We start from the raw sequence: 24897 nt of genomic DNA, 5'->3' as shown, positions 1-24897 counted from the left end.
CCCGGGGCGGACCTCAGTCCCGCACGGCCCGCTCGTACAGCGCTTTCGCCTTCTCGTCGAACAGCGCGGCCGTGGAGTCCACGTCCGTCTCCCCGCCGCTCAGCACCCCGATCAGCCGCCCCGGGTTCCCCGGACCGCCGCGGTCGGCGATCCAGGGGCTTCCGCTGGTGCCCGACCAGAAGCCCGCGCAGCCGATGTACAGCATCGCGGGGTCCTGCTGGTCGTGGCTGGTCTGGGTGGTGCAGGAGACCGGCTTGTTCTGCGGGTTGCGGTCCGACTCCGGATAGCCGACGACCGTGACCTCGCGCTCGTACCCGGAGGTCCAGTCGGGCTTCGGGGCTTCGTCGGCGCCGCCGACCGCCTGCTGCACCGTACGGCCGTCCTCGTCCGGCTCGATGCTGAGGAAGGCGAAATCGGCGGTGTCCTCGCCCCATTTGGTCCAACGCTCGTCCACGTGGACCGCGCGGACCTTCCACACCCCGAGGGGCTGGCGGCCCCCGCCCTCCCCGGTGAAGGCGGGGGCGAAGGAAAGCGCGCCGATGGCCATGCCGTCGTGCGCGACCGCTCCGGGCTCGCCGTCCTCGCCCGCCGGGGCCACGCAGTGCGCGGCGGTGGCGACGACCGTGCCCTTCGGGCTGTCGACGACGCTCGCCGTGCACCAGTGCTCGCCGTTCGCCATGAGCACGCCGACGCCGGGGAAGGCGTGCACGGCGTTCAGGTCCTCGTCCGTCGCCTTGACGAAGCCGACGGCCAGGGCCGCCGCCACGGTGGCGACGGCAGCCGCGGAGGCGCCACGGACGACTGCCTTCATCGCACGCCGGGATCGGGGGTCGGTGCCAGCATGACCTTGCTGATCCACTCCAGAGCACCCTCCCTCATACCGCGGACGTACGACTTCCCATTGTGCTCACCATCCTGGATCACCTGGAGCGTGGTGTGCACGGGGCCCTTCCCGTACTCCTTCATGAACTTCTCGGCCTTCTCGCGGCCCGTCTCCTTGGTGCCGATCTGGAAGTTGACGTAGACGTCCGGACCACCCTCCTTGATCAGCTTCTCGGCGAGCTTCTCGGGGTTGTTCTCGTCCATGGCCTGCGTGTTCCCCTTCCACAGCGGGGAATCGGGGACGATGTCGACCCCGCTCGCGATGGCCGCCTTGAAGCGGTCGGGGTACTTCAGGACGTGCTTGAACGCGCCGAAACCGCCCGCGGAGGAGCCCATGAAGGCCCAGCCGTCCCGGGAGGCGAAGGTCCGGAAATTGGCCCTCGTGAAATCCGGGATGTCCTCGGCCATCCAGGTGCCCATCTTGGGCTCGCCGGGGATGTCGGAGGCGTCGAAGTGGTGCTTGGTGTCCGCGTTGTGCACCGGCATGATCAGGATGAAGGGCAGGCTCGTACCCGCCTTCGCCCCGTCGCTCACGGCCTTCTGGAGGCCGAGGCCGGGGCCCGTGCCCCAGTAGTTCGTGGGATAGCCGCGCCCTCCGGGCAGGGAGATCAGGACCGGGAAGGCGCTCTTGGCGTACTTCGGGTCGTCGTACTGCTTCGGGACCCAGACCCACACGTCGCCGGTGAACCCGGACTTCGCGCCGGTCAGGGTCGTCCGGCCGATCTGCGTGCCGTCGGGCAGCCGGTACGTCCGGACGAAGTCGGCCTTCGGTCCGGTCGGCATGATCACCCCCGGCCGGATCTCCTCGGCCGCGGCGGCCGACTCCTGGACCTTCCCGAAGGAGACCGGATCCCCTATGTCCGAGAAGAGCCCGTACTTGTACGCTGCGGCGCCGCCCCCGGCGGCGAGTGTGAGCGCCAGCGCCCCGCTGATCACGAGCCTGCGCGAGCGCTTGGGGCGGCGGCGGCCCGTGGTCTGCGGGCCTTCCTCGGTCATGAGGTCGCCGTCACCCTGTAGCTGGTCATGCTGCACGGATTTGTCCCGTTCCTTCTCCGGCGCTCCCGAAGAGCGCGGGTCGGACCGATCGGTCCCCCTTCACCCCTTACAGAGGTGTCAACGATCGGATGGGTTGCCTGGGACCGGCGGGACGTGGTGCGTCCCACGCCGGTCCGGGCGCGCCGTGCGTACGGGCCGGTCAGCCGGTGGCGGGCTGCGGGGCCTTGAGCACCTTGCTGATCCACTCCAGGGAGCCTTCCTTCATGCCCCGGACGTAGTGCCAGCCGTTGTGCTCGCCGTTCTGGATGTCGCGGATGGTCATCTTGACGGGGCCCTTGCCGAACGACTGCTGGAACCTGGTCATCCGCTCCCTCCCCGACTCCTTGGTGCCGATCTGGAAGTTGATGTAGACCTCGGGGCCGTTGCCGTCGATCAGCTTCTTCGCGAGCTTCTCGGGGTTGTTCGCGTCCATCTCCGCCTGGTGGCCCTTCCAGAGCGGGGAGTCGGGAACGATCTCGCCGCCGCTGGCGATCACGGCCTTGAAGCGCTCCGGGTACTGGAGGACGGTCTTCATGCCGACGAACGCGCCGGAGGATGAGCCCATGAAGGCCCAGCCGTCGCGGGACTTGTACGTACGGAAGTTGGCCTTGGTGAAGGCCGGGACGTCCTCGGCGATCCAGGTGCCCATCTTGGGCTGGCCGGGGATGTCGGCGCCGTCGTAGTAGTACTTGGCGTCCGGGTTGAGCACCGGCATGATCACGATGAACGGGAGGCTGGTGCCGGCCTGGACGCCCTCGCTGATGGCCTTCTGGAGTCCGAGGCTGCGGTCGGACCAGTAGTTGCTCGGGAAGCCGTTGCCGCCGGGAAGGGCGATGAGCACCGGGAAGGCGCTCTTCTCGTACTTCGCCTCGCCGTACTCCTTGGGCGTCCAGACCCAGACGTCACCCTCGAAGCCGGACTTCGCGCCCGCGAGGCGGGCCTTCGCGATGACCGTGCCGTCGTCCAGCTTGGCGGTCTGCTTGAAGTCGGACCTCGGGCCGGTCGGCAGCAGTACGTCCGGATCGCCGCTGGGCGTGGCGGACGGCGACGGCGCGCCCGGGGAGGCCTTGCCCGCGTCGGGGGCGGCGGAGGCGGAGGCATCGGTGGCGGGGGCCTTGCCGAAGCTCACGGACCCACCGTTGCCGGAGAGCCATTCGAGCTTCCAGGCGGCGAAGCCGGCGCCGCCGAGCAGGAGCGCGAAGGCCGCGGCGGCGGATATCCATATCGCGCGGCGAGGGCGTCTGGCGGGCGGGGGCTGGTGCACGGACTTCGCTCCGAACGGTCATCGCTGTCCTGGTCGCGGCGGGGACGGAACAGCTGGGTGTCGCCTTGGTTCTGATGTCTGATGTCTTGCGTCTTGCGCTTGACGTACGGGGACTCACCGCTGGGCGTCGAGTACCTCCGCGCACCGCCCGAGCAGGCTGATCAACTGCTCCCGCTCCTCCGCCGAGAAGGCGGCGGCGAGCGCCCGCTCCACCCGTACGGCGCCGGCGTCGGCGAGCTCCATCGCGGCCCGCCCCTCTTCCGTCAGCCGGGTTTCGAGCACGTTGCGGTGCCATTCGTGCGGGGTCCGCTCGATGAGCGCGCGCTCCTGGAGGTTCTTCAGCACGGTGTTCATCGTCGGCGGCGTCACCCCGCACAGGCGGGCCAGCGCGGCGGCCGAGATCCCCGGCTTCTCGGAGAGCCAGAGCAGCGCGGCGTACTGCGGAACCGTTACTCCGGCGGGCTTGAGCGCGGCGTTCTTGGCCGCGAGAAGCGCCTGTTCGGCGCGCTTGACGTGCGAGCCGATGCGCTCCTCGGGAGGCATGGAGGTCATTGCTGCATCCTAAGGCCCTTGCATGCATTAGAGCTCTAACATATCTTCGTGTTCACCCACACGGAAGAGGACACCTGCTGTGCTGAAGAAGCTCCTGCCCGCGACCCTCCTGACCCTGACCACGGCCCTCACGCTGGGCGCGATCCCGGCGGCGCACGCCTCGCAGGCCGCCCCGGCCGCCGCGGTCTCCGACAGCCGCGTTTCCACCGCCTTCACCCTCCCCGGCGGGAAGGTCTATCCCGAGGGCATAGCCACCGACCCCCGCAACCACACCGTGTACGTGGGCTCGTACGCCGACGGCACCGTCTACCGGGCCCGCCCCGGGCAGCGCACCGCCGAGGTGTTCCTGCCCGCCGGCACCGACGGCCGCCACACGGCGAACGGCCTGCGCGTCGACGCCCGCGGCCGCCTGTGGGTGACCGACTCCACCTCCGGCGTCGCCGTCTACGACACCGCGTCCGGCCGCCGCCTGGCCCACTTCGAGGTCGCCGGGGCCGGCGGGCTCTTCGTCAACGACCTGACCATCACCCCGGACGGCACCGCCTACCTGACCGACAGCGTGCGCTCGGTGATCTACCGGGTCACCCCGGCCCAGCTCGCGGCCGGTTCGGGCGCGCTGCTCCCCGCCTACGACCTGAACGGGCACCTCACCCCGTCCCCGGCGGGCAGCTTCGCCCTCAACGGGATCGTCTCGGACCCGGCGGGCCGCTTCCTGCTGGCCGTGGACATGACCGCGGGCGACCTCCACCGCATCGACCTGCGCACCGGCGCGATCTCCCGCGTCGCCCTCCAGGGCGGGGACCTCACCCACGCCGACGGCCTCGACCTGGCGCCCGACGGCACCCTGCGGGTGGCCCACAACACCACGAACACCCTGACCCGGTGGCACGTCAGCCCCGACGGCACCCGGGCCCGGCTGACCCGGACGATCACGGACCCGTCGCTGCAGATCCCGACCACGCTGAGCCACACCCCGGGCCGCACGCTGGTGGTCCGCTCCCAGTTCGACAAGGGCGGCCCGATGGGCCCGGGCACGCCGACGGCCTTCACGATCGCCTCGGTCCGCGGACTCTGATTCTTGACGCGCCGCTCGCGCGCCTCGGCCCTGGCGGGCCCGCCTTCTTGACGCGCCGCTCGCGCGCCTCGGCCCTGGCGGGCCCGCCTTCTTGACGCGCCGCTCGCGCGCCTCGGCCCTGGCGGGCCTCACCGGCTTCGCGCCGCTGCGCCGGACTCCGTCCGGCGGTTGGTCGCTCCGGGGTCGGCGACGTCAGCGGGCGGCGCCCAGGCGGGCCTGTTCCTCCTCGACGATGCGGCGGGCCAGTGAGGCGTCCGAGACGTCGACCGCCTCGGGCGCCGACTCCGCCACCACGCTGCGCCGGGCGTACGCGTCGAAGAGCCGCGCCTTGCGGTCCAGCACCTCCAGCATCCGCTGGTCCACCCCGTCGGTGGCGAGCAGCCGGTGCACCCGTACCGCGCGCACCTGGCCCATCCGGTGCGCGCGGGCCACGGCCTGCTGCTCCGTGGTCGGCTTGACCTGCGGCTCGCAGAGGATCACCACCGACGCCGCCTGGAGGTTGATCCCGATGCCGCCCGCCTCGATCTGCGCGAGCAGCACCGCGTGCCCGGCCGCCGCCGCGAACCCGTCGACCAGGCGCTGGCGGCGGGCGGGCGGCACGCTCCCGGAGATCGGACCGAAGAGGACGCCACCGCCACCGCTGCCGCCGCCCGCGTGCGGCGGCCGGCCGAGCGCGTCCTCGACCGCCCCCAGCACCTCGCGGAAGGCGGAGAACACCACGACCTTCAGCCCGTTGGCCGCGGCGTCCGCCACCAGCTCGCGCAGCCGCCGCAGCTTCGCCGATTTCTCCGGCTCCGCGTACGCGGCCCTGCGCATCGCCATGAAATTGCCGGCCCGCACCGCCGACCGGTAGGCCTCCCGGTCGGCCGCGCTCAGCTCCTCCCACTCGTCGGTCCACTGGAGCTCGGGCAGTTCGGCGAGTACGTCGCGCTGGTTGCGCCGCAGGTACGCGGGAGCCACCGCCTTGCGGAACGCCTTGGACCCGGCCACCGTGTCGACGTCGCCGATCCCCGAGGCCACCTCGGGCCGCAGGATCCGTACGAGACTGCGGAACTCCGAAACCCGGTTCTCCATCGGGGTGCCGGTGAGGAAGAGGACGTACCCACAGCGCCCGGCCCAGGCGGCGACCGCGAGCGAGCGCTGCGCCTGCGGGTTCTTGACGTGGTGCGCCTCGTCCACGACGAGCATGCCCAGCCCGCCCGCGGCCTGTTCGGGGAATCCGGTCAGTGCCTGGAAGGTCGTCACGGCCACCCCGCCCTCCCCTTGCCAGTCCGCGAAGGCGTCGTGCCGGTCGGGGCCGTGCAGGGCGACCGCGCGCAGGGTGCTGCGCGCCTCGATCTCGCGGGTCCAGTTGATCAGGACGCCGGCCGGGCAGACCACCAGGAAACGCCGGTGCCCCTGCGCCGCGAGGTGCGCGAGGGCGGCGAGTGCCTGGATCGTCTTGCCCAGTCCCATCTCGTCGCCGAGGATCACCCGCCGCTGGGCGAGCGCGAAGCGGGCGCCGAAGGCCTGGTACCCGCGCAGCGAGACCCGGCGGTGCGTGCCGTCGAGGGGCTGGGCCAGGACGCGTTCGGCCAGCGCCTCGGGCAGGAACCCCTGGGCGGCGGCCGGGTCGGCGCCGCCGCCGGGCCGCTCGGTGACCTCCGCGAGCAGGCCGTAGTACTCGGCGGAGCGCAGCTCGAAGTCGACCCAGGCGGCCGCCTCGCCGGCGGGGCCGCGCAGCAGGTCGACCGAGGCCTGCCCGAGCAGGACGGGCACCCCGTCGGCGGCGGCCCGCCCGGTCCGCCGGCCGATCTCGGCGAGGGCGGCGAGCGCCCGCTCGCGCCGCTCCCGGCCCGCGAGCCACCTCCGCAGCCGGCCGGCGGCGGGTCCGGCGTCGGCGAGCAGCGGTCCGAGCCCGGCGTCCAGGGCCGTGGCCGCCTCGACGGCCCGGCGGGCGTCGGGTCCGGCCTCGACGAGCGGGTGCAGGGCGGCGACCAGGGCGGTGGTCCGGGGCTCGGGCCGGTCCACGTCGAGGTGCACGGCGACGGTCTCCCCGACGGCTTCGGCGAGCTGCCGCGCGGCGCCGAGTGCCTGGTCGGCGGTCTGCTGCCCGACCCCGGGGATCTGCCGGAGCCGGTGGCGCCCGGCGTCCAGTACCCGCTGCACGGTGTCGAACCCGGCCGCCTCGATGGCGGCCACGGCGCCCGCCCGCAGCCGCCCCTCGGTGACGTGGGCCAGCCGGTCGGCGGGGATCCGGCGCAGCTCGGAGCGGGCCAGGTCGGCGTGGATCGGGGCCCAGGCCTCCCGTACGGCCTCGACGGCCCGCCGGTGGTCGGCCAGCAGCGCGCCGGCGGCCGCGTGCAGCCGTTCGCCCGCACCGATCACCTCGGCCGCCGCCCTGCGCCGCATGCCCCTCACCCCCGACTGCTCCCGACCGCGCCGGGTGACGGCCCGCTGCGCGACCGGCTGCAGGCAACCTACCGCCGTCGGCGGGGTCCCCCGTGACCTGCGCACGGCGGCCGGGAGGGCGCGGACGGGAGCGTGAGCGGGGACAGGAGGAGAATGAAGGGATGTTTCCGCACGAACCCGAATCAATCCATTCGGGGAGGCCGAACGTATCCACTGACGTGCAGAGAATGGGCCTCCCGCTCGGGCGTGCGCCGGACGAAGCGTTGCTGTCGGGCCTTGCGACGGGTGATCCCGAGATCGCCGTCGCGTTCGTGCGCCGCTTCCAGCGCACGGTCTTCGGCGTGGCCATCGCCGTGGTCGGCGACGCCCAGCTCGCCGAGGACATCGCGCAGCAGACGTTCGAGCGGGCGTGGCGGCACGCGCAGGTCTACGACTCGCGCCGCGGGTCGGTACGGACCTGGCTGACGGCGATCGCGCACCATCTGGCGATCGACGCGGTCCGTGCCCGCCGGGCCAATCCGGTCGCCCCGGAGGACCTGGACGCCCTCCTCGACATCGTGACGCAGACCCCCGAGCAGCACGCCGTCGCCGCCGAGACCTCGGCAGGGGTACGGGCGGCCGTGGCGGCCCTGCCCCGGGAGCAGGCCCGCGCCCTGGTGATGGCGGGCATCTACGGGTTGACCGCGCAGCAGATCGCGGACATGGAGCAGGTCCCGCTGGGGACGGCCAAGACGCGGATCCGGACGGCGATGCACAAGCTCCGCAGGACCCTGGGGACCGAGGAGATCCGGCGATGAGCGAGATGACCTGCGAGCAGCTGAGGGAATGCGACGCCGAGCTGGCGTTGGGCATCCTTCCGGCACGGGAGCGCGCCCGCGCCGTCGCCCACCTGGACCAGTGCCCCGGCTGCCGGGAGCACATCGAGCAGCTGGCGCTGGTCGGCGACGACCTGCTCGGCCTGCTGCCGGGGACGGAGCCCCCCGTCGGCTTCGAGAGCCGGGTCACTTCCCGCCTCCAGGCGCCGCCCCCGGCTCCGGAGCCCGCCCCGGCTCCGGCCCGGCGGTGGCTGCTGCGGCCCCGGGTCGCGGCGGTGGCGGCCGCCCTGGCGGTGGCGTGCGGGTTCGGCGGCTGGGCGGCGGGCACGGCGATCGAACAGGCCTCGGCGCCTCCCGCGTCCCCGACGGCCCGCGCGGGCGCCGAGCTGCTCCAGGCCCCGCTGGTCACCGGCGGCCGGGAGGTGGGCCGGGTCTTCGCCCACCCGGGCGCGCAGGGCTGGGTGTACATGTCGGTGGACCTGGAGAAGCCGATGCCCGAGATCGCTTGCGTCCTCGACCACACGGACGGCACGATGACCCGCCTCGGCACGTTCTCGCTCCGGGACGGCTACGGCTACTGGGTCGCGACGACCGACGTGAACGCCACGACCCTGGCCGGCGCCCGCCTCCTCACCCCGGAGGGCTCGGTCCTGGCCTCGGCCCACTTCGCCCAGGCCGCGGCCGCCCCGCCGGTCACGTGACGGTGAGGGTCACGGTGGCCGGGGAGGCGGCGCCGGGGCGGGGGACGGTGATGCGGGTGGTGCCCGGGTGGACCGCGCGGAGCTCCCATTCGCGGTGGCCCGAGCCCGTCACGTTGCTGATGGGGATCAGCAGCACCGCATCGCCCCGGGCGGCGGGTTCCGGGCCGCCTTCCGGGAGGGGCAGGCGCAGGCGGGCGCTCTGCCCGACGGCGAGCCGCCCCGCGAAGCCGTCGTCGGCCCCGGTGAGTACGCGGCCCTGCGCCGGGGTCGCCGCCCCGGCCGCCGTGGCACCCGTACCGCCGGTGACGCCCTGGTCACCCGTACCGCCGGTGGCGCCCGGGTCACCCGTACCGTCCGGCTCGTGCGTCCCTTTCGCCGGCGCACGCACCTCGCCGCCCCCGCACCCCGTGAAGAGGGCGAGGGCGGCGAGGCACACCAGCCGCCGGTCAGCCACCGTCACGCACGTTGAAGCGCAGCAGTACGTCGACCTGGTTCAGCAGCTGGTTCCGCGTCGACGCGGGGTTGTTGTAGACCGCCTCGGCGTTGGCCACCGCCGCCCCGAAGGTCGAGTCCGTCTTCCAGTCGCCGTTGGTGTCGACCGGCGTGGACAGGTCGTACGACCCGTTCGCGAAGTTGAGCCACGCCGCGAGCAGCTGCTGGGAGACCAGGGGCCGCGGCTGCGGGGAGCCCGAGCTGAGGATCGCGTACGCCTGGGCGTCGGCCAGCGGCCCGTACACGGCGCTCATGAACGAGGCCACGCCCAGCAGGCAGGCCCGCTGCGCCGCCGTGAAGTGGTCCGGCGCCCGCCCGTCGAACTCGCCCATCCAGTACGCCTGGTTGCGCGCCCGCAGCGCATTGCCGGTGGTGATGACGGAGGCAGTGTCGGAGGCGCTGCCGCCGTCGTCGTCCGTGCTGGTGAACGTCAGCGTGGACAGGCAGGCGGCCGGGTACGCGTGCGACTTCGTCTCCGTCACGTCGCGCGGCTGGATCGAGGGGCTCGGGTCCGGGTCGGTGGCCGGCGGGTTCACCAGTGAGACCAGGTGGTCCGAGGCCCCGTCGCCCCACAGCCAGTTCAGGGTCAGGTCGTCGCTGCCCGGGTCGGCCGAGGCGCCGGTGACGGCGATCGGCGTGCCGGCGTGGGCGATGAAGGCCTTCTGCCCGTTGTACGTCGTCTGCCCGTCGCCCGAGATCGACGCGGTCGGGTCGGTGTTGGCGATGGTCGCGTCGACCGTCCGGCAGGTGCTCGTGTCGTCGTCACTGCCGCAGACCTCGATCGGGAAGGTCCCGTCGTCCCCGTACGTGTGCTCCGCGGTGAAGGTCAGCGTCGCGTCGGGGCGGTCGTTCTCCAGCGTGCCGGTGAGCTCCTGCCGGCCCGCCCCGTCCTTCCAGTCGACCGTGGCGGTCAGCGGGTCGAGCCAGCCCGGGTCGCTGATCCTGCCCGTGAGGGTGACGGGGCGGTTCTCCCCGGCCGGGGGGACCGGCTGGAGCGTCACGACCGGTGCGGCGTTCGCGACGGTGACCGTCGTCGAGTCGGTGTCGGTGTTGCCGGCGGCGTCGGTCACCCGCAGCCCGACGGTGGAGACGCCGTCCCCGCCCACCGCGGCGAAGGCGGCGGTGACCCCGGTGGCGTCGTCGTACTGCCCGTCGTTGTCGAGGTCCCAGGCGTACGCGGTCAGGTTCCCGGCCGACGGCGCGGTCCCTTTGGTGGAGCCGGCCGCGCTGAGCGTGACGTCCGTACCCTCGTTCGTCGTGTACGGGCCGCCGGCCTTCGCGGTCGGCAGGCAGGCGGCCGGGACGGTCTCGTCGGCGGTCACGGTGCTCTGGTCCGCGCTGGAGGCGGCGTTAGCGCCCATGCCGCGGCCCGCGAAGACCCGCCACAGGAGGCACTGGTTCGCGCCCGCGTTGTTGGTCATGTCGGCGGCCAGGATGCCGTCGCGCGCGTCGAGGTAGCTGGGCGTGCTGACGGTGTTCTTCATGCCGTCGATGACGAGCTGCTGGGTGAACGCGACGCCCTTGGCCTCGCGGATGTCGTACATCGTCGCGGCCCAGATCTCGCCGTTGCGGTGCACGCCGCGGGCGGGGTTGAAGGTGCCCCACTTCTCGGTGGACGTGTCGTACGCCTGCGAGCGGATGCCGGTGGCGGTGTTGCCGGTGACGTACTCGCCGACCGTCGCGTCTCCCCACTTGAGGAAGGAGATCGTGTCGCTCCAGCCCTCCCCGAGGGCCCCGGTCTGGGAGCCGCCGCCGAGGTGGCCGCCGCCGACGAGACGGCTGGACACGCCGTGTCCGTACTCGTGCGCGATGACGTCGCCGTCGAGCGAACCGTCGCGGTACGGCCGGCCCGGCGGCTGCCACATGTACATCTGCATGCGCGGGCTGGTGCCGTCCCCGGGGGTGCCGAAGTTGGCGTTGTTCGTGCAGCGGATCGCGTTCGGCGGCATGGCGTCGTCGAGGCAGCCGAGGTCCCAGCCGTCCTGCGCCTCGGCCAGTACGGGGTCGTTGCCCGAGCCGCCGCGGCCGAAGTTGTCGACCTGGAAGTTGCGCGACGCCTCGTCGAACCCGAGGTCGTAGAGGTAGTCGTGCATCACGTTGGTGTAGTAGAAGAGCTGCGTGATGGCCGGGTTGACGTCGGCGTCGAGGTTGGCCTGCGTCGCGCTGGCGTTGGTGCGCCAGGTGTCGTTGAACGTGTAGTTGAAGTGCTGGTGGTTCGGGTCGCCGCTCGCCGGGGACTGCGGGCGGACGGCGTCGTTCCCGGTGTCCGGGACGGTGTTGTCGCCGTCTTCGTCCCGGTACGCGTTGGCGTTGTTGCCCTGCGTCAGCCGGTCCGCGACCCAGGAGCCGTCGCGGCCGGTGAGCGGCGTGACGGTGCGGGTGGCGCCGCTGATGTCGGGGTGCTGGGCCGTGAAGACGGTGCCTTCCGGGCCGGCGTGGTGGTAGCGGCTCTCGCGGCTCAGGACCCGGCCGTCGGCGGCGTCGACCACCGTCTCGTACCAGGAGGTACCCGAGACCTCGATGTCGGTGAGCCAGGCGGGGCGCAGCTCGCGGCCGGAGCCGGCGGGGAACCAGACCAGTTCGGCGGTCACGTCGTTGGGCTTCGTGAGCCGCTTGGCGTAGACGTTCTTGAACTTCTGCCGGCCCTTGTCGCGGTTGTCGGTGCCGGCCTGCGTGTGCTGGGGGCGCGCGCCCTGGGCCTCGGCCGCCTGGTCGAGGGCCTGCTTGGCGGTCAGCTCCACGGTGCCGGCCGGCTCGGCGGTCACGACGGCGCCGCCGAGGATCACGAGGCGGCCGCGCCTGTCGACGGTGGCGGTGAGGAGCCCGCCGTGGACGCGCATGCCGTCGATGCTCTGGCCGATCGTCACCTGCCGTGCCCCGTTGTGCCGGGTGGGGTACGAGGAGACGACGACGAGCTGCTCGGCCTGCCGGGCGGTGAGCCCGAACTCCCCGCGGTGGTCGCGTACGTAGGCGAGCGCGACGTGCTCGGGAGCCCGCTTGGACGCCGGGGTCAGGTACCCCCCGGAGTTGAAGATCATCCGGGCGTGCCCGGTGGCGGGGTCACGCCGTACGGTCGGATCGGCGGGATCCGCGGCACCCGGCGGGGCGGCGGCGGCCGGTCCGGGGGCCAGGGCCAGCAACAGGCCGGTGGTGGTCACCGCGGTCCACAACCGCGTGCGCAATCGCCATCTGGTCACGGCCTGAGCCTCCCGAGCGCCCACGCTTCCCCCGGGTCTGCTGTCGAGACCGCGTGCGCTCCGTGACCCTACTCACCAAGATCCACCCGTCAACGAGGCTCTCCGCCCACCCACCCCGCCGAACCCCTTTAGCACGCACACCCCGCCCGCGCCCGGCCCGCGCGGAAGGCCGCCTCAAATCCCCCGACCGAGACGCGTTCCCTCCGGCCCGAGCTGCCGGCCGCTACCGTGAAGCCATGACCGCACTGCCCGACTGGATGCGCCCGCCGCGCGCGGAAGGCTGGTTCGCGGAGGACTTGGACCACCTCCCGGAAGCGCCTCGCCACACCGAGCTGATCGACGGAGCCCTCGTCTTCATGATGTCGCCCCAGCGGTCCTGGCATGGCCGCCTCGTTACCGCTCTGACCACCACGCTCATGGCACAGGCGCCGGCCGGCTTCGAGGTCGAGCGCGAAATGACGATCCGCCTCGATGCCCGCAACCGCCCCGAGCCTGACCTTCTGCTGACGACCCTGCCGTACGACCCCGACCGCACCTGGTACGCCCCGGAGGACGTGAGGCTCGTCGTGGAGGCTGTCTCACCCGAGTCCGCCCATCGCGATCGCACAGTAAAGCTCCGCAAGTACGCGGAGGCCGGCATCCCGCACTACTGGTGCATCGAGGACGAGGACGGGGCACCCGTCGTCCACGTCTACGAGCTCGACGAACCCACCGGCGCCTACGCGCCCGCCGGGATCTTCCGGGGCACCCTCCAGCGCCCGGTGCCCTTCGAGGTCAGCCTGGATCTCGACAAGCTCACACCGCCCCGAAGCAGCTGAGAAGTCAGCACCAAGTCAGCACGGGAATGCAGAAGGAGTCGGACTCGACAGAGTCCGACCCCTTCTGACCTGCATGTTTGCCACGTCAGCGACGTGGTGCCAATCCGTCCGCTCAGACGTTGAAGCGGAATGTCTGCGGGCTGATCCTGACCTGCGGCGGAGCTCCGCCGAGGGCCCTGACCCGGGATTTCTTCGTTGGCATGCGTTGGCTCCCGACGGCTGTTTACGGGTGTCCTGCGGACTGGCTGCGGACTGGCAGCGGCCACGGGTCCTGCTCGCCGTGCGCCACAGCGAGGCTGCTCGCGAACCAGCGGATGTTCCGTTGAGTGCGTACGGTCTTCCTCTGTCTCACGGCACGTACCGCGTCGAGCCCGGCGTACCCGACATCGCCATCATGGACTGCCACTAGGCAGCGCTGTCCTTGCCGTTCGTGACGCAACAACGACGAAGACGCTGCGACCTGTACCGATCGCCCATCGGAGGCCACGATCCAGCAGAAAATCCGGCACGCAGAGGACATCGCGCAACCGCGCTTCGGACTGCCTGCACTCACCGTGCAGGGGATTCGACGGCTCGGACGTACGGCGGCAGCTCGAGGAGATTCTCGCGTCGCTCGCCGACCGATCCTGTCACTGCCGCGACCGAGACCAGGGCGTTGATCTCAAAGGCGGCGCCCGCATCCTCGGAGCTGCGAGCGACGAAGAAGAGCCGGTCCGCTCCTTCAGGCAGGGCGCCGTCGGCGGAATGGAAGTCCCAAAAGATCCCGCGTGGCTCGATCCGACCTGCGACGAGGTGGGGCTGGAAGCGTGCCTCCGGACCGGCCGACCCGTGACTGTGGAGCTCCTCTCGCTCCAACTCGGCGTCCGCTGAGAGGCTGAAGCGGCCGGTGAAGAGCCGGGGTTCCAGCACCGACCGCGGGAAGCCGGACAGCACCTCAACGTCCTGCGTCGTCGGCGTGATCCGGAGCCGGGCCCATCGCAGCACGATCGCCTCCGAGGTGCGCACACGAAGACCGCAGGAAACGAGAAGCAGACCGTCGGCGTGGTGAACGGCCCGGAGCCGACACACCCGGCAGTCGATCTCGTCTTCGAGGGCCCGACCGGAATCCGTCCGCTCAGCACCTCGCACCCTCGGCTGCTGACGGGGCACGAGTGCCCGAGGCTCGTCGGCGATTGAGACGTTCATCGCGTGGACCCAGACGCGGCTCATCAGTCGACTCCCAATGCGCCGATGTGGACGAACGGCGCCCAGTAGTGCGGGTGGGGGGCTTCCTCCGCGAACACCGATCGAGTCCAGCTGAGCGCGTCAGCCATCGTGGCGCCGGTACTGATCCGGTGTTCGTAGAGGGTCGTCAGGAACCGGGCCGCCGCCCAGTCGTCGACCGGCCACAGCGAGCCCGTCACACCGGACGCACCCGCGTTGAGGAACGCCGAGGCGAGGCTCTGTGTGTGGCCGCCCTGGTGTGCCGCGGCGTCGGCGGTCTCGCAGGCACTGAGGACGACGTGCTCGGCGTCGAGGGGCGTCACCGCGATCTCGAAGGAGAAGACCGGCCGGTCTGCGAGCAGCAGACGTGACAGGTGCGGGGCGCCAGGTTCGAAGGCGGCGTGGCAGGCGATGTGCAGGACATCGGCTTGGGCCGTCGGCCCCAGCAGGTCGGCCGCGGTGGCCGGCGGATCGACGACGAAGGTCGGGGCCTTGAAGTGAGCGCCGATATCCCGCAGTTCCGCACGGACATGACCGAGTTCCGGCATCGAGGAGTACGCAGGGGACGGCACTCCCAGCCCGGTCCAGTGCGAGGTCGCGCTCAACGGGCTCTCCCGGCCAGCCTTGCCCGGTCGCAGATCGGCCGCTCGGGTGCTGTAGGTGACTGCCTTGCCGCGGAGGGGCCGCATGGCGTGGAAGGGCAGGCCATGCAGGTCCGCGCACGGCACGATCACGACTGCCTCGGCGTCCACGACGAGTCGGCCGACCGGATCGAGCAGGCGTCGGGCCGACTCGTCGAGCGCGTCCGTGGGAAACAGCCCACGGCATTCCCGTGCGGTGCTCATCGCCAGCAGGCCCGCCTCGGCCCTCGGAACGTCAAGGGGTGTGCAGACCACTGAACCCGAGGTCACCGCGAACACGCAGACTCGGTCACCGATCGCCGCGTACGACAGAAGCAAGGTCCCCGGCTTGACCGTGCCGCGCAGCTCCGCCATCCACGCGTCGACCAGCTCGCGGGAGGCCGCTCGCGGCCGGGGGATCCGGCCGAGCATGTCGTTGCGGAACAGAAGCCAGTCGGCCCGGTCCTGGCAGTCGGCCAAGGCCGACGGGTCACCCGCCGCGAGCGCGCCGCGAGCATGCCCGACGAGTTCCGCAGCCTCGGTGGCGATCTCGTCGCGCATGCCGTCGCGGAGCGCCTGCACGTAGGCGTCCTCGTCTCTCGGCAGCAGTGCCGCGCCGGATCTGGCCATCTCCCAGGCCGCGAACGCTCCGGCGTGCTGCCCCGCCTCGATCAGCGCACTGATGGATGTGGTGAAGACCTGGTCGTGATGATCACGAGCACCGCGCCGAAACCGTGTCGAGGAGTAGGAGGAGATGTTCCGGGCGGCGCGGATCGCCACTTCCAGATAGTCGTCCGCGGCGGCACCGGCACCGGATCGGCGGCGCACGACATCGGCACGCACGAGAGCGGGCGTGACCACGGCGCTTCCGGGCGAGGAAGCGAGCCAGGCGTCCGCTTCTGCGAGGGCCTCCTCAGCACGGCCGAGTTCAGAGAGGCAGAAGAGGGTCTCCGACCGGATGCGCGATGCCCACAGATTGTCGGACGTTCCCGGTCCGATGGCGCGCAGTGCACCGGTCGCGTGATCGAGCTCCGACAGCGCCTCAGCCTGAAGTCCGAGAAGGCGGAGCATCGCGGCCCGCTCGTAGTGGACCGCCAGGAGCGCTCCGGTGTCACGGTGCTCGCGTTCGGCGTCGGCGGCGCGGTCGAGGGCCGCCAGGGCGTCGTAGAGGCGGTACATCTTCTTCAGGACATTGCTGAGGGCGACGTAGGCGCGTGGCAGCCTGTGCGGAGCGCCGGCCTGCCGAAGGGCAGCGATGGCCTCCACGATAAGGGCGAGCTGCCGTTCCAGACCGTCTGCCCCCTCGCTGGCCCGGGCCAGACTGAGAAGGCTCTCTGCGAGCAGAGCCGTGGGCTCACCTCGGCGGAGCTGTGCTACGGACTGTCGCAGCCCCGTCGTCAGCAGTTCCCGGTCGAGGCCCCGCGACTGCCGCAGCACGGTCGGGAGCAGGTTGACCGGCAGCACGATGACGGGAGCGCCGATACCGATCGCGGAGAAGGACTCCTCCTTCATGACCAGCGAGACGAACCTGCCATCCATGTCGAGCCGTCGCATGTCCGCCTCGAGTTCGTCACCGGACGTCACAAGCGCTCCTCAAGCTTCCGCAACGCGAACTCCCTTAAGACGAGGAGCATCTCGTTGGCGATCAGGTTCTCCGGCTCGCGTTCCAGCGCCTCGCCGGTCGCCGAGACCGCCGCGTGCAGGTCGCCCCTCGCGAAGTGCGTCATGCCGGTGTAGGCGAGGGCGGTCACGTCGTCGGGACGGAGTGCTCGATAGCGGTTCATCGCTGACAGGGCGGCGACGGGGCGGCCGAGGGCCAGTTCGAGCAGGGCGACCTCGTAGTGCGCCCGGGGCTGATCCGGCATGAGGTCCGCTGCCATGCGCAGGGCCTGAACGGCTCTGAGGAGGTCGTTCCGCTCGGCGTCACTGAGCACTGCAGCAGGGAGTACAGAGTCGGGGATCACTGCCCGGTAGGCCAGGCCCAGGCCCAACCAGGCACGGGGGGAGTACTGGTGCCAGGCGAGACCGGAGACCAAGTGGTCGACCGCAGGCTCCCGTTGTCCGTCGAGATACAGTTCCAGGCCTCTCTCCAGCCTGCCGGCGATCACGTCGTCGGAAGGCCTCGCCTCATCCAGGACCCGGAGTCGGTAGTCGGCCAGAACGCCGACGACACCGTCGGGATCACGCTCCCGGGCCCGCTCGAAGCAGAGCTTGCTCTGCTCTGGGCTGAGCGGCGCGAGCTCATCCCCGAGCTGGGCCATGGCCATGGCGCGCCGTGTCGCGCCCTCGTCCTCGTCCTCGTCGTCGACCGCCCTGGTGAGGGTGTCGACCGCGGAACGGTACGCGCCGGACTCTACGTAGAGGCCGACCAAAAGGCGCTTCGGCAGTCCATGAGGAACTCCGGTCGCGACCGCGCGGACCAGGTGCCGCTTGGCCCGCTCCCGGCGTCCGAGCCGCTGCTCGAGCTCGAATGCCCGCAGGTGCAGGTCGCAGAGGCCGGCCGAAAGATACGCGGGGGTGAGCTCGCGGTCACCCCCGGCGCGCTCGACGGCGTCGCGGAAGACCCAGCGCTGCGCCGCCGCGGCCAGCGCGATCTGCCGCTCGACCTGGCTCAGGGCATCTTCCAGGCCGACCCCGGTGCGCAGTGCGCGGACCGCGGCCGCAAGGGCGGGATCGAACGCCAACCGGATCCGGCCGGACTCGACCAGGTCCTCGTCGACATCACCGAAAGCTGCGAGGAACTCCCACTGGGGCGTGGGACGGCCCTCATCAGGCGAAGTGGTCATAGTCGACGTCGCCGAGGAAGACGGACGGCAACTGTTCTTCCGGCACCTGCGAAAGCGGCGCCCCTGCGTCCAGCCGACTGGTGAGCGTCGCCCGTCTCAGCAGTCGCCGCCGGATGCCTTTGGCCCTGAACAGCGGTGTCAGGTCGCCGTACCCGACCACCTGGGTTCCGATGTTGCGCGACGCGGTGACCCGTACCCCGGCGCGGCCACCGACTGCGGGCACCTCGGCCCGGGTGGTCAAGTCGATCCCGCCCTGCGCGCCACCGGAGACGAGAACCGTGCCCTGCTCGGCCCGGATGACCTCGGTGACGACCACGAGGTCGTCGTCCCATTTGCCCGCCTCGTTCAGAGCCACGATCTCCGACTCCAGGGCGAGCAGGTCCTCGATGGCCTCGACCACACACGCCTCGGCCTGGAACCACACCGCACCCTCGCGCGAGAACTTGATGGACATCGCCACCCCGGCCGGCGCCGCCCACGGCCCCGATGCCACTTCGGCGGTGCCGCCGACGGTCACCTCGACTCCACCCGACGATGCATACGCCATCGTCCCGACCGATTCGCACCCGCGCGCCTCGAACCGCACCCCGAAGTCGGCGAGCCCACCCAGCCGTTCGAACTCGTACCCGACCATCCGACCGACGTCACCGAGGCCGATCCGGACCGTGGGGAGCCACGTGGCGGAGTAGCCGAACCGTTCCCGAAGTTCTTTGGTGTACCGCGCGCTGACGCTCACTGATCCGACCCCTCCGCACCCGCAGGCGCGCCCCCTCGGCGGTGAGTAAAGGCCTCTATGGTAACGGGAGCAGGCCTCGCCGCTGAGGGATCGCCAGAATCCAGCACGGATCCGGCACAGGTTTTCCGAACGCAACAGAAGCGGCCGTCCATCGAAATGAACAACCGCTCCTGACCTGCGACTTCACCTGAGTTGGAGCAGGGGGAACACCACTACACATTGAAGCGGAACGTGCACTACAGCGCCCCCACCTGCGGAAACGCGCTCCCGCCGCTCCAAGTCAGCACAGAATCAGCACCGTCATAGAGACCGTCGCACGAATAGTCCGACTCGTCGCCCAGGGGCTCCACAGGGAGCCGCGCGCGCCCAGCGACGGCCCGCCTCTTCACCTGAATGCCTCTGCCACGTTGACCCCCATCCGCCCCGGCCATCGCATGGAGTGGGGAACACGAGCCCGCGCGGGGCCATCGGAAGGCAGGAAAGGGCGCTATGTACGTTCGCACCATCTATGCAACGGGTGATCCGGCCGAGCTCGACGGGGTCGCCGAGGCCCTCCGGACCGACGGGCGCGCGCTGCTGTCGACGCAGCCGGGCTTTCGCGGGATGGGCCTGCTCGCCGACCGCGAGCTCGGCAAGCTCCTGGTGGGATCGTGGTGGGAGGACGAGGCCTCCCGGCAGGCCAGCTACGAGAACCTGAGCAAGCGGCGGGCCGAGATGATGGCGCCCTTCGCGCAGACCGTGACGGTCGACAACTGGGAAGCGGCGGTCGCCCGGCGCGCAGAGGAACTCGGGCCGGGCGCGGGGTTCCGGCTGGTCCGCATGGACGTCGAGCCGCCCGGCATCGACCTGCTGGTGGACACTTTCCGCGACACCTCACTGCCCAAGGTCCAGGAGATCCCCGGACTGGCCGGCATCTCCCTGCTCATCGACCGCGATCGAGGCAGAGCCGCTGTCGGCGCGCTCTACACCGACCGCGACGCACTCGTGGCCTCCCGTGGCGCCGTCGCGGCGGTCCGCGGAGAGGTCGCGACGAAGGCCCACGTGACCACCCGCAGCCTGGAGGAATTCGAGGTGGTCCTCGCCACGGCGGTCCCCCACACCTGACCCTGCGCCCCTCGCGCGCCTTCCCACTCGGACCGACACCGCGATTCCAAGTCGGCACCAGGTCGGCACGGGAATGCGGAAGGGGTCGGACTCGACAGAGTCCGACCCCTTCTGACCTGCATGTTTGCCACGTCAGCGACGTGGTGCCAATCCGTCCGCTCAGACGTTGAAGCGGAATTCGACCACGTCGCCGTCCTGCATGACGTAGTCCTTGCCCTCCATGCGGGCCTTGCCCTTGGCGCGGGCTTCGGGGACCGAGCCGCATTCGACGAGGTCCGCGAAGGAGATGACCTCGGCCTTGATGAAGCCGCGCTGGAAGTCGGTGTGGATCACGCCGGCCGCCTCGGGGGCCGTCGCGCCCTGCTTGATCGTCCAGGCGCGGGTTTCCTTCGGGCCGGCCGTCAGGTAGGTCTGCAGGCCCAGGGTGGCGAAGCCGACGCGGCCGAGGGTGGCCAGGCCCGGCTCGTCCTGGCCGACCGACTGGAGGAGCTCGAGGGCCTCCTCGTCGTCCAGCTCCGAGAGGTCCTGCTCCAGCTTCGCGTTCAGGAAGATGGCCTCCGCCGGGGCGACCAGGGCGCTCTGCTCCGCCTTGAAGGCGTCGTCCACCAGCTCGTCCTCGTCCACGTTGAAGACGTAGAGGAACGGCTTCGTGGTCAGCAGGTGCAGCTCGTGGAGGAGGTCGCCCTGCTCCGTGCCCTTGGTGATGCCGTGCGAGAAGAGGGTGTCGCCCGCTTCGAGGATCTTCTTCGCCTCGACGACCGCGGCCAGGACCGCGACCTTCTCCTTCTGGAGGCGGGACTCCTTCGTCAGGCGCGGCTCCGCCTTCTCGATGGACTGGAGGTCGGCGAGGATCAGCTCGGTGTTGATCGTCTCGATGTCGTCCTTGGGCGAGACCTTGCCGTCGACGTGCACGACGTTCTCGTCCTTGAAGGCGCGGATGACCTGGCAGATCGCGTCCGACTCGCGGATGTTCGCGAGGAACTTGTTGCCGAGGCCCTCGCCCTCCGAGGCGCCGCGCACGATGCCCGCGATGTCGACGAAGTCGACCGTCGCCGGGAGGATGCGCTGCGAGCCGAAGATGCCGGCGAGCACGGCCAGGCGCGGGTCCGGGACGCCGACGACGCCGACGTTCGGCTCGATGGTGGCGAACGGGTAGTTGGCCGCCAGCACGTCGTTCTTGGTCAGGGCGTTGAACAGGGTCGACTTGCCGACATTCGGCAGGCCGACGATTCCGATCGTGAGCGACACGTTGGCGACTTCCCGTAGCTGGAGGGGGCGGCGGCCCGGGAGTGGGCCACCGGACAGTTTACTTTCCGATGAGTGGCAGTCGTTGTACGCGTGTCCCCACACCGATACCGCGCTCGGCCCGCCTAGCGTGGTGGGGTGGAGCACTACAGGACGCACTCGGTGGATCACCCGCAGCGACAGCAACAGCAGCAGCCGCGCCGCCCGGCCCCGGCGGCGCAGCCCATCGGCGGCGTACCCGCCCAGGGCGGCGGCGGCCGGCCCCGGCCCGCGCCCGCCCGGCGGCTGCCGCGGCCCCGGCTGACCGGGCTCGGCGGCGGGCTGTTCGCCTGCGTCGCGATGACCCTGGCCGCCGGGATCGCCTGGCTGCTCTTCGGCGGCTCGCTGCTCGCGTACGGGCTGCTCTTCCTGCCCGTCGCGGCGGCCACCGCCCTCTGGGTGCGGCCGGCCGACCTGATCACCGCCCCGATCTCCGCCCCGATCGCCTTCGCCGCCGGATTGTGGCCCATCTCCGGCGGCTCCGGCGGCTTCGGCGCGGAGCTCATGGGCATCGTGTCCGCCCTGTCGCTGCACGCCGGCTGGCTGTACGGGGGGACCCTCGTCTCGGCGCTGATCGTCGTCGTGCGGAAGGCCGTGCTCATCTCGCGGCGCAGGCTCCCCCGCCGGACCGCCTGAGCCGCCTGAGCGCCTAAGACGTGCCCGAACCGCTCGCCGCCCGCGCCGCCATCGCCGCGCCCACGATGCCCGCGTTGTTCTGGAGCTTCGCCGGGACGATCTCGGCCCGTACGTCCTCGATCAGCGGAAGGAACTTCTCCGGCTTGCGGCTCACGCCGCCGCCGATGATGAACAGGTCCGGGGAGAAGAGCATCTCCACGTGCTCCAGGTAGCGCTGCACCCGGTGCGCCCAGCGCTCCCAGGTCAGCTCCCCGTCCTCCTTGGCCTTGACCGACGCCCGCTTCTCCGCGTCGTGGCCCTTCAGCTCCAGGTGCCCGAGCTCCGTGTTCGGCACCAGCCGGCCGTCCGTGAACAGTGCGCTGCCGATGCCCGTGCCGAGCGTCAGCAGGATCACCGTCCCGCCTCGGCCCTTGCCCGCGCCGTACGTCATCTCCGCGATCCCGGCCGCGTCCGCGTCGTTGAGCACCGTGACCGGCCGGCCCCCGAGCCGCTGCGACAGCAGGGCGGCCGTGTCGACGCCGATCCAGCCCTTGTCCATGTTGGCCGCCGTACGGGTGACCCCGCCGGTGACCACCCCCGGGAACGTCACCCCCACGGGTCCGTCCCAGTCGAAGTGGCGCACCACCTCGACGACACAGCCGGCCACCCCGTCGGGGGTGGCCGGCTGCGGTGTCAGTACCTTGTGGCGCTCCTGCGCCAGCTCGCCACGGTCCAGGTCCACGGGAGCGCCCTTGATCCCTGAACCACCGATGTCCACGCCGAAGATCTGCATGGAATCACCGTACGAAACGAAGAGGGCTACTTCTCGGCGACCAGCGAGGCCGCTTCCGCGCGCAGGTCGCGGCGCAGCTCCTTGGGCAGCGAGAAGACGATCGACTCCTCGGCGGTCTTGACGATCTCGACGTCCGCGTAGCCGCGCGCCGCCAGCCACTCCAGGACCTCCTCGACCAGCACCTCCGGCACCGAGGCGCCCGAGGTCAGGCCCACCGTGGTGACGCCCTCCAGCCAGGCCTCGTCGATCTCGCTCGCGAAGTCGACGAGGTACGCGGCGTCCGCGCCGGCGTCGAGGGCGACCTCGACCAGCCGGATCGAGTTCGAGGAGTTCTTGGAGCCGACGACGATGACCAGGTCGGAGTCGGCGCCCATCACCTTGACCGCCGCCTGGCGGTTCGAGGTGGCGTAGCAGATGTCGTCGCTCGGCGGCGAGACCAGCAGCGGGAACTTGGTCTTCAGCGCGTCGACCGTCTCCATGGTCTCGTCGACCGAGAGGGTGGTCTGGGACAGCCACACGACCTTCGACTCGTCGCGCACGACGACCTTGTCCACGTCGTCCGGGCCGTCCACGATCGTGATGTGCTCCGGGGCCTCGCCCGAGGTGCCGATGACCTCCTCGTGGCCCTCGTGGCCGATGAGGAGGATGTCGAAGTCCTCGTTCGCGTACCGGATGGCTTCCTTGTGCACCTTGGTGACCAGCGGGCAGGTCGCGTCGATCGTCGCGAGCTTGCCGCGCGCCGCCTCCTCGTGCACCACCGGGGCCACGCCGTGCGCGGAGAACATCACGATGGAGCCCTCGGGCACCTCCTCCGTCCGCTCGACGAAGATGGCGCCCTTCTTCTCCAGCGTCTGGACGACGTACTTGTTGTGCACGATCTCGTGGCGGACGTAGACCGGCGCACCGTACTGCTCGAGAGCCTTCTCGACGGCGATCACGGCTCGGTCCACGCCCGCGCAGTAGCCGCGCGGGGCGGCGAGCAGGACGCGTCGGGAAGCGGGAACAGGGGCGGCAGCAGTCATGCGGTCCATCGTACGGGGGTCTCCAGGAGGCCGGGCGTCGCCCGTTCGGCACAGACTGGGGCGAACGTACGAACCGCTCGCCCCCCGGAGGAATGATGGCGTCCGTGACGGACCCCGGTACGGCGCCGAAGGCGGCCCTCCGCCGGAGCCTCGGATTCCGGGACCTGGTCGTGTACGGGCTCCTGTTCATCGCCCCCATGGCCCCGGTCGGGGTCTTCGGCACGCTCGACGCGAAATCGCACGGCGCCGTCGCGCTCGTCTACCTCTGCGCCACGGTCGCGATGGCCTTCACGGCCTTCTCGTACGCGCAGATGGTCCGGGTGGCCCCGCAGGCCGGCTCGGTCTTCACGTACGCCCGCAAGGGGCTGGGCGAGGGCGCCGGGCTGATCGCCGGCTGGATGGCGATGCTCGACTACCTGCTGATCCCGGCGGTCGCCTACCTCTTCTCCGGGATCGCGATGAACGCGTTGGTCCCGGAGGTCTCGCGGTGGGTGTGGACGGCGCTGGCGGTGCTGGTGACCACCGCGCTGAACCTGTGGGGCGTACGGGCGGCCGCGCGCGTCGGCTTCGCGGTGCTGGCGATGGAGATCGCGGTGCTGCTGGTCTTCGTGGCGGCCGCGACGACGGTGCTGGCCCAAGGCGGGGCGCAGCGCGGCTGGCTGTCTCCGCTGACCGGGGACGGCTCGCTGGGCTTCTCCTCGGCGGCGGTCCTGGGCGCGGTGTCGGTGGCGGTCCTGTCGTACCTCGGCTTCGACGCGATCGCCTCGTTCGCGGAGGAGGTGACGGGGGGCTCGGCGCGGGTGGCGCGCGCGGTGCTGTTCTGCCTGGCGCTGGCCGGGGTGCTGTTCGTCGTGCAGAGCTACCTGGCGGCGCTGCTGATGCCGGTGTCCTCGGCACAGCTGGCGGCCGATCCGGCGCAGCAGGGCCCGGCGTTCTACACGGCGGTGGAGTCCTCGGTCGGGACCTGGCTGCACGACCTGGTCGCGGTCAGCAAGGCGATCGGGGCGGCCTTCGCGGCGCTGGCGGGGCAGGCGGCGGCGGGCCGGCTGGTGTTCGCGATGGCCCGCGAGCGGCGGCTGCCGGGGGCGCTGGCGCGCACCTCGGACGGGACCCCGCGGCCGGCGCTGCTGGTGGCGGCGACGATCACGCTGGTCGCGGCGGTGTGGGCGGCCCGCCGCGACGACGGGCTCGACCAGCTGGTCTCGGTGGTGGACGTGGGCGCGCTGGTGGCGTTCACGCTGCTGCACGCCTCGGTGGTCGGCTGGTTCGTGGTGAAGCGCGGGGCGGGCGCGCCGATCTGGTGGAAGCACCTGCTGATGCCGGTGCTGGGCGCGGCGGTGACCGTCGCGGTGATCGTCGAGGCGGCCTGGACGGCGCAGCTGGTCGGCGCGGTCTGGCTGGCGGCGGGTCTGGCGGTCCTCGTCCTTCAGGGAACCCGCCCGACCCGGCGCGACCGGCCGGATCCCGACACCACCGGCGGCCCCTGAGACGCTGTCAGTGTGGCTGTCGGCG

Annotated in this window: 21 protein-coding genes; 7 read left to right on the top strand and 14 right to left on the bottom strand. The window is 71.5% G+C overall.

Translation table 11 applies throughout. From position 1 onward, the window contains the following. Positions 1-13 precede the first annotated feature (13 nt). From IF02_RS0122435 to IF02_RS0122420, 4 genes are all read right to left on the bottom strand, one after another. Positions 14-811, bottom strand: coding sequence for a trypsin-like serine peptidase (locus IF02_RS0122435; protein ID WP_030159640.1), 798 nt, complete (start codon positions 809-811; stop codon positions 14-16). Then, complete coding sequence (locus IF02_RS0122430; RefSeq protein ID WP_234318300.1) at positions 808-1878, bottom strand: alpha/beta hydrolase; 1071 nt, start codon at positions 1876-1878, stop codon at positions 808-810. Before IF02_RS0122430 ends, IF02_RS0122435 begins: the two co-directional genes overlap by 4 nt. Positions 1879-2077: 199 nt before the next feature. Then, positions 2078-3181, bottom strand: a complete 1104-nt coding sequence (locus IF02_RS0122425; protein ID WP_051696446.1) for an alpha/beta hydrolase — start codon at positions 3179-3181, stop codon at positions 2078-2080. Between the two features lie 114 nt (positions 3182-3295). Next, positions 3296-3733: a MarR family winged helix-turn-helix transcriptional regulator gene (locus tag IF02_RS0122420; protein ID WP_037836894.1), complete on the bottom strand. Its 438-nt coding sequence runs from the start codon at positions 3731-3733 to the stop codon at positions 3296-3298. Between the two features lie 79 nt (positions 3734-3812). Here IF02_RS0122420 and IF02_RS0122415 point away from each other — a divergent pair, with 79 nt between their 5' ends. Next, positions 3813-4808 (top strand): SMP-30/gluconolactonase/LRE family protein, encoded by a 996-nt coding sequence (locus tag IF02_RS0122415; protein WP_030159633.1) that lies wholly within the window; start codon positions 3813-3815, stop codon positions 4806-4808. A 192-nt stretch (positions 4809-5000) separates the two neighbouring features. Here the strand turns inward: IF02_RS0122415 and IF02_RS0122410 are convergent, their stop codons facing one another. After that, positions 5001-7199, bottom strand: a complete 2199-nt coding sequence (locus IF02_RS0122410; RefSeq protein WP_030159631.1) for a DEAD/DEAH box helicase — start codon at positions 7197-7199, stop codon at positions 5001-5003. A gap of 227 nt (positions 7200-7426) precedes the next feature. Here IF02_RS0122410 and IF02_RS0122405 point away from each other — a divergent pair, with 227 nt between their 5' ends. Together IF02_RS0122405 and IF02_RS0122400 are read left to right on the top strand one after the other, a co-directional pair. Continuing rightward, complete coding sequence (locus tag IF02_RS0122405) at positions 7427-7996, top strand: RNA polymerase sigma factor (RefSeq protein ID WP_030159629.1); 570 nt, start codon at positions 7427-7429, stop codon at positions 7994-7996. Beyond that, entirely contained in the window at positions 7993-8715 is a 723-nt protein-coding gene (locus IF02_RS0122400; RefSeq protein WP_030159627.1) for a hypothetical protein, read from the top strand. The genes IF02_RS0122405 and IF02_RS0122400 overlap by 4 nt, the downstream gene beginning before the upstream one ends. Here IF02_RS0122400 and IF02_RS0122395 read toward each other — a convergent pair. After that, positions 8708-9169, bottom strand: coding sequence for a hypothetical protein (locus IF02_RS0122395; RefSeq protein WP_158708538.1), 462 nt, complete (start codon positions 9167-9169; stop codon positions 8708-8710). The two genes, IF02_RS0122400 and IF02_RS0122395, sit on opposite strands and share 8 nt — an antisense overlap. Further along, positions 9162-12404: a M36 family metallopeptidase gene (locus IF02_RS33230; protein ID WP_158708537.1), complete on the bottom strand. Its 3243-nt coding sequence runs from the start codon at positions 12402-12404 to the stop codon at positions 9162-9164. The genes IF02_RS0122395 and IF02_RS33230 overlap by 8 nt, the downstream gene beginning before the upstream one ends. A 236-nt stretch (positions 12405-12640) precedes the next feature. Here IF02_RS33230 and IF02_RS0122385 point away from each other — a divergent pair, with 236 nt between their 5' ends. Beyond that, positions 12641-13222, top strand: coding sequence for a Uma2 family endonuclease (locus IF02_RS0122385; protein ID WP_030159621.1), 582 nt, complete (start codon positions 12641-12643; stop codon positions 13220-13222). A gap of 549 nt (positions 13223-13771) precedes the next feature. Here IF02_RS0122385 and IF02_RS0122380 read toward each other — a convergent pair. From IF02_RS0122380 to IF02_RS0122365, 4 genes are read right to left on the bottom strand one after another with little or no spacing between them, the layout of a single operon-like run. Further along, the gene (locus IF02_RS0122380; protein WP_030159619.1) at positions 13772-14431 is read right to left on the bottom strand and encodes a hypothetical protein; all 660 of its coding nucleotides are present in this window, start codon (positions 14429-14431) and stop codon (positions 13772-13774) included. Next, positions 14431-16629, bottom strand: a complete 2199-nt coding sequence (locus IF02_RS0122375) for a CHAT domain-containing protein (RefSeq protein ID WP_030159616.1) — start codon at positions 16627-16629, stop codon at positions 14431-14433. The genes IF02_RS0122380 and IF02_RS0122375 overlap by 1 nt, the downstream gene beginning before the upstream one ends. Further along, the gene (locus IF02_RS0122370; protein WP_030159614.1) at positions 16626-17831 is read right to left on the bottom strand and encodes a hypothetical protein; all 1206 of its coding nucleotides are present in this window, start codon (positions 17829-17831) and stop codon (positions 16626-16628) included. The genes IF02_RS0122375 and IF02_RS0122370 overlap by 4 nt, the downstream gene beginning before the upstream one ends. Beyond that, positions 17815-18567 carry a hypothetical protein gene (locus IF02_RS0122365; protein ID WP_030159613.1) on the bottom strand — a complete coding sequence of 251 codons (753 nt, stop codon included), beginning with the start codon at positions 18565-18567 and terminating at the stop codon, positions 17815-17817. The genes IF02_RS0122370 and IF02_RS0122365 overlap by 17 nt, the downstream gene beginning before the upstream one ends. Positions 18568-19056: 489 nt before the next feature. Here IF02_RS0122365 and IF02_RS0122360 point away from each other — a divergent pair, with 489 nt between their 5' ends. Further along, positions 19057-19671: an antibiotic biosynthesis monooxygenase gene (locus tag IF02_RS0122360; RefSeq protein WP_030159611.1), complete on the top strand. Its 615-nt coding sequence runs from the start codon at positions 19057-19059 to the stop codon at positions 19669-19671. 159 nt (positions 19672-19830) lie between these two features. Here IF02_RS0122360 and ychF read toward each other — a convergent pair whose 3' ends face one another. Beyond that, on the bottom strand, positions 19831-20919 hold the full coding sequence (gene ychF, locus IF02_RS0122355) for a redox-regulated ATPase YchF (protein WP_030159610.1): 1089 nt from the start codon (positions 20917-20919) through the stop codon (positions 19831-19833). Positions 20920-21054: 135 nt separating this feature from the next. On the opposite strand from ychF, the gene IF02_RS0122350 reads away from it, so the two are divergent. After that, complete coding sequence (locus IF02_RS0122350) at positions 21055-21591, top strand: DUF6542 domain-containing protein (protein WP_030159608.1); 537 nt, start codon at positions 21055-21057, stop codon at positions 21589-21591. Positions 21592-21604: 13 nt separating this feature from the next. On the opposite strand, the gene ppgK is transcribed toward IF02_RS0122350, so the two are convergent. Both ppgK and IF02_RS0122340 read right to left on the bottom strand, forming a co-directional pair. Then, on the bottom strand, positions 21605-22363 hold the full coding sequence (gene ppgK, locus IF02_RS0122345) for a polyphosphate--glucose phosphotransferase (protein ID WP_030159607.1): 759 nt from the start codon (positions 22361-22363) through the stop codon (positions 21605-21607). Positions 22364-22389: 26 nt separating this feature from the next. Then, on the bottom strand, positions 22390-23394 hold the full coding sequence (locus IF02_RS0122340) for a 4-hydroxy-3-methylbut-2-enyl diphosphate reductase (protein WP_106977342.1): 1005 nt from the start codon (positions 23392-23394) through the stop codon (positions 22390-22392). An 86-nt stretch (positions 23395-23480) separates the two neighbouring features. On the opposite strand from IF02_RS0122340, the gene IF02_RS0122335 reads away from it, so the two are divergent. Further along, positions 23481-24872 (top strand): APC family permease, encoded by a 1392-nt coding sequence (locus IF02_RS0122335; protein WP_106977341.1) that lies wholly within the window; start codon positions 23481-23483, stop codon positions 24870-24872. Positions 24873-24897 lie beyond the last annotated feature (25 nt).

Source organism: Streptomyces sp. NRRL S-244, assembly GCF_000717915.1.
In the GTDB taxonomy this organism is placed as follows: Bacteria; Actinomycetota; Actinomycetes; order Streptomycetales; family Streptomycetaceae; genus Streptomyces.
This window is presented reverse-complemented; position numbering and strand designations above follow the sequence as displayed.

Excerpts from the sequence above, each read along its gene's own strand:
- IF02_RS0122385 (WP_030159621.1), top strand. The coding sequence starts at position 12,641 with ATGACCGCACTGCCCGACTGGATGCGCCCGCCGCGCGCGGAAGGCTGG.
- IF02_RS0122420 (WP_037836894.1), bottom strand. The coding sequence starts at position 3,733 with ATGACCTCCATGCCTCCCGAGGAGCGCATCGGCTCGCACGTCAAGCGC.
- IF02_RS0122370 (WP_030159614.1), bottom strand. The coding sequence starts at position 17,831 with ATGACCACTTCGCCTGATGAGGGCCGTCCCACGCCCCAGTGGGAGTTC.
- IF02_RS0122400 (WP_030159627.1), top strand. The coding sequence starts at position 7,993 with ATGAGCGAGATGACCTGCGAGCAGCTGAGGGAATGCGACGCCGAGCTG.
- IF02_RS0122340 (WP_106977342.1), bottom strand. The coding sequence starts at position 23,394 with ATGGACCGCATGACTGCTGCCGCCCCTGTTCCCGCTTCCCGACGCGTC.
- IF02_RS0122430 (WP_234318300.1), bottom strand. The coding sequence starts at position 1,878 with ATGACCGAGGAAGGCCCGCAGACCACGGGCCGCCGCCGCCCCAAGCGC.
- IF02_RS0122410 (WP_030159631.1), bottom strand. The coding sequence starts at position 7,199 with ATGCGGCGCAGGGCGGCGGCCGAGGTGATCGGTGCGGGCGAACGGCTG.
- IF02_RS0122360 (WP_030159611.1), top strand. The coding sequence starts at position 19,057 with ATGTACGTTCGCACCATCTATGCAACGGGTGATCCGGCCGAGCTCGAC.
- IF02_RS0122435 (WP_030159640.1), bottom strand. The coding sequence starts at position 811 with ATGAAGGCAGTCGTCCGTGGCGCCTCCGCGGCTGCCGTCGCCACCGTG.
- IF02_RS0122405 (WP_030159629.1), top strand. The coding sequence starts at position 7,427 with ATGGGCCTCCCGCTCGGGCGTGCGCCGGACGAAGCGTTGCTGTCGGGC.
- IF02_RS0122380 (WP_030159619.1), bottom strand. The coding sequence starts at position 14,431 with ATGAGCCGCGTCTGGGTCCACGCGATGAACGTCTCAATCGCCGACGAG.
- IF02_RS0122335 (WP_106977341.1), top strand. The coding sequence starts at position 23,481 with ATGGCGTCCGTGACGGACCCCGGTACGGCGCCGAAGGCGGCCCTCCGC.
- ppgK (WP_030159607.1), bottom strand. The coding sequence starts at position 22,363 with ATGCAGATCTTCGGCGTGGACATCGGTGGTTCAGGGATCAAGGGCGCT.